Here is a 2,597-nt window from a genome sequence, read left to right as displayed (position 1 = left end):
CAGCGCCTCCGGCGCGGGCGCGGCACCCGACGGCTCCGGACCGAGCCCGACCGCGGCGACCAGGGGGGCGGTGACAGTGCCCAGGGTGGCCAGCTTGATCACCTCACCCGGTGCGCCGGTGGCCCCGAGCAGCGCCAGGGTCTCGGTCAGCCGGCCGTCGAACGCGGCGGCGATGCTCTCCGCGCCACTGGCCAGCAGCAGCGCGGCGGGAGGACCGCCGACCTGCGGCTCACCGGTCTGACTGTGCACACCGATGACGATCGCGTCGACGGTGAGCTCGGCGGGGTCGGTGTCGACCAGGCTCAAGGTGATGCTGGGCGATGTCAAGGCAACTCCGGGCGGGCCGGGCCGGTCGCGTCGTCGCGTACCGGCGATGGTTTGTCTCTCCGGCGCAACCTACCGCGCCAGGGGACGGACGCGCCCGTCCGCGTACCCGACGGGTCCCGCCGATGCTAACCAGCGCCCCCGCCACGGGTAGGTTGCCACCCATGACCGAGGTGACCCCCGACGCCACCGCGAACCCGCCGCGTCGCTCCCCCCTGCACGACCGGCACACCGCCGCCGGTGCCAAGTTCGCCCCGTTCGGCGGGTGGGAGATGCCCCTGGAGTACGCCGGAGGCGGCGTCCTGGCCGAACACACGGCGGTCCGGGAGGGGGTCGGCGTCTTCGACGTGTCGCACCTGGGCAAGGTGCTGGTCACCGGCACCGGGGCTGTCGAGTTCGTGAACGCCTGTCTGAGCAACGACCTGGGGCGCATCGGCGCGGGCCAGGCGCAGTACACCCTCTGCTGCGACGAGGTCACCGGCGGGGTGGTCGACGACCTGATCGCCTACCGCCACGCCGACGACCACCTCTTCCTCATCCCGAACGCCGCCAACAGCGCCGAGGTGGTGCGCCGACTGCGCGCCGCCGCCCCCCCGTCGGTCACCGTCACCGACGAGCACGAGGCGTACGCGGTCCTCGCCGTCCAGGGACCCCGCTCCGCCGACCTGGTAGCCGCCCTCGGCCTGCCCACCGTCGACGACTACATGCGCTTCTCCCCGGCCCGGCTCGACGGGGTGGAGTTGACTGTGTGCCGGACCGGGTACACCGGCGAACTCGGCTACGAACTGGTGGTACCGGCGGGGGACGCGGTCGCCGTCTGGGACGCGCTCCTCGCCGCCGAACCCGCCCCCCGCCCCTGTGGCCTGGCCGCCCGGGACACCCTGCGCACCGAGATGGGCTACCCGCTGCACGGGCAGGACCTGTCGATGGAGATCACCCCGGTCCAGGCCCGGGTCGGGTGGGCGGTGGGCTGGGGCAAGCCGGCCTTCTGGGGCCGCGACGCGCTGGTCGCGGAGAAGGCCGCCGGTCCGAGGCGGACGCTGCGCGGGCTGGTGGTGCAGGGGCGCGGCATCCCCCGCCCGGGCATGACCGTACGGGTCGGCGACACGGTGGTCGGGACGGTGACCAGTGGCACCTTCTCGCCCACCCGTCGGGAGGGCATCGCCCTGGCCCTGGTGGACACCGCCACCGGGCTGGCCGACGGCGACCGGGTCGAGGTCGACATCCGTACCCGCCGCACCGAGGCCCTGCTGACCCGTCCGCCCTTCGTCACGCCGAGCGTGCGCTGACCCGGGGTCAGGGGGTCGGGGGTCGGCCGGAGTCCAGGACGGCCTGGGTCCAGCCGCCCTCCACGACGCCGTCGGGGCCGAGGAGGGCCCAGTCGACGACGTCGGTGACTGCCACGACGACCGGGGCGCCGATGCGTACCGTCGGGTCGGCGGCGGCGTCGCTGGCGCTCGCCCCGGTGATCGTTTCCGGGTCGTCCCACGAGGTCACGCCGGCCCAGACGTACTCGGGGCCCTCGTCGCCGGGGAGCGGGTACTTGACCACCAACTGGGTCTCGGCACCGAGCGCGTCGGCCAGGAATCGGGTTCGGACGTCGTCCAGCCCGGCGCGGGCGGTGGCGATCGCCTTCGACATCGCGTCCCGGGGGCGGGAGTAGCGTACGTCCGGCTGGATCCCGGTGAAGAGGGTGGCGCAGGCCGCCGCGTAGTACCGACCGACGGGACCCGGGTGCCCCGGCGGTGGGAGCAGGCTCAGGAACGAGTCGGCCTCCGGGTCGGTGGCCGGGTCCAGTTCCAGCCGGAGCAGCACCGGGGCGGTCGCGCCGTGCTGGTCCGGGTTCCCGTACGCCACCGCGATGTCGTGCCCGGTGACGGTGGCCAGCACCGGCAACGGTACGAAAGCCGGGACCTCCTCGCCGCCGAGCCCGTCGGTCCAGTCCCGCAGCAGTCGACGGGCCGCCCCGGTCATCACCGCGCCCCAGGCCCGGGTGAGATGGTCGGGGACCCCCTGGGTCTGCAACTCCAGCAGCCCGAACCGGCGCAGCCCCTTCGTGGTGAACCACAGCCCCTCGGCGTCGGAGGAGTACGGCACCAGGATCCAGTCCACCAGTCGGACCCGGCCCTGCTCGTCGGGAAGGGACCGCAGTGCCGCCGCCGGGTCGAGGAACTGGAGGCCGAACACGTCGACGACGTCGGAGTCGGCGGACTCGGCGACCGCCGCCGCCACCGCCCGGGCGGCCCACTCGTGGGCGGGCGGCCACCCCGGCC

Annotated in this window: 3 protein-coding genes; 1 reads left to right on the top strand and 2 read right to left on the bottom strand. The window is 74.5% G+C overall.

What is annotated here, in order from left to right:
- Positions 1-327 (bottom strand): M17 family peptidase N-terminal domain-containing protein (locus ABT336_RS27155; protein WP_350900410.1); only part of this gene is annotated, 327 nt, incomplete at its 3' end.
- A gap of 161 nt (positions 328-488) precedes the next feature.
- Here ABT336_RS27155 and gcvT point away from each other — a divergent pair.
- Positions 489-1,613 (top strand): glycine cleavage system aminomethyltransferase GcvT, encoded by a 1,125-nt coding sequence (gene gcvT, locus ABT336_RS27150; protein ID WP_350900408.1) that lies wholly within the window; start codon positions 489-491, stop codon positions 1,611-1,613.
- Positions 1,614-1,620: 7 nt separating this feature from the next.
- Here the strand turns inward: gcvT and ABT336_RS27145 are convergent.
- On the bottom strand, positions 1,621-2,597 hold a 977-nt coding region (locus ABT336_RS27145; protein WP_350900406.1), incomplete at its 5' end, for a DUF2314 domain-containing protein.

Origin of the sequence: Micromonospora sp. NPDC000207, from assembly GCF_040300925.1 — a bacterium.
Taxonomy (GTDB): domain Bacteria; phylum Actinomycetota; class Actinomycetes; order Mycobacteriales; family Micromonosporaceae; genus Micromonospora.
This window is presented reverse-complemented; position numbering and strand designations above follow the sequence as displayed.

Excerpts from the sequence above, each read along its gene's own strand:
- gcvT (WP_350900408.1), top strand. The coding sequence starts at position 489 with ATGACCGAGGTGACCCCCGACGCCACCGCGAACCCGCCGCGTCGCTCC.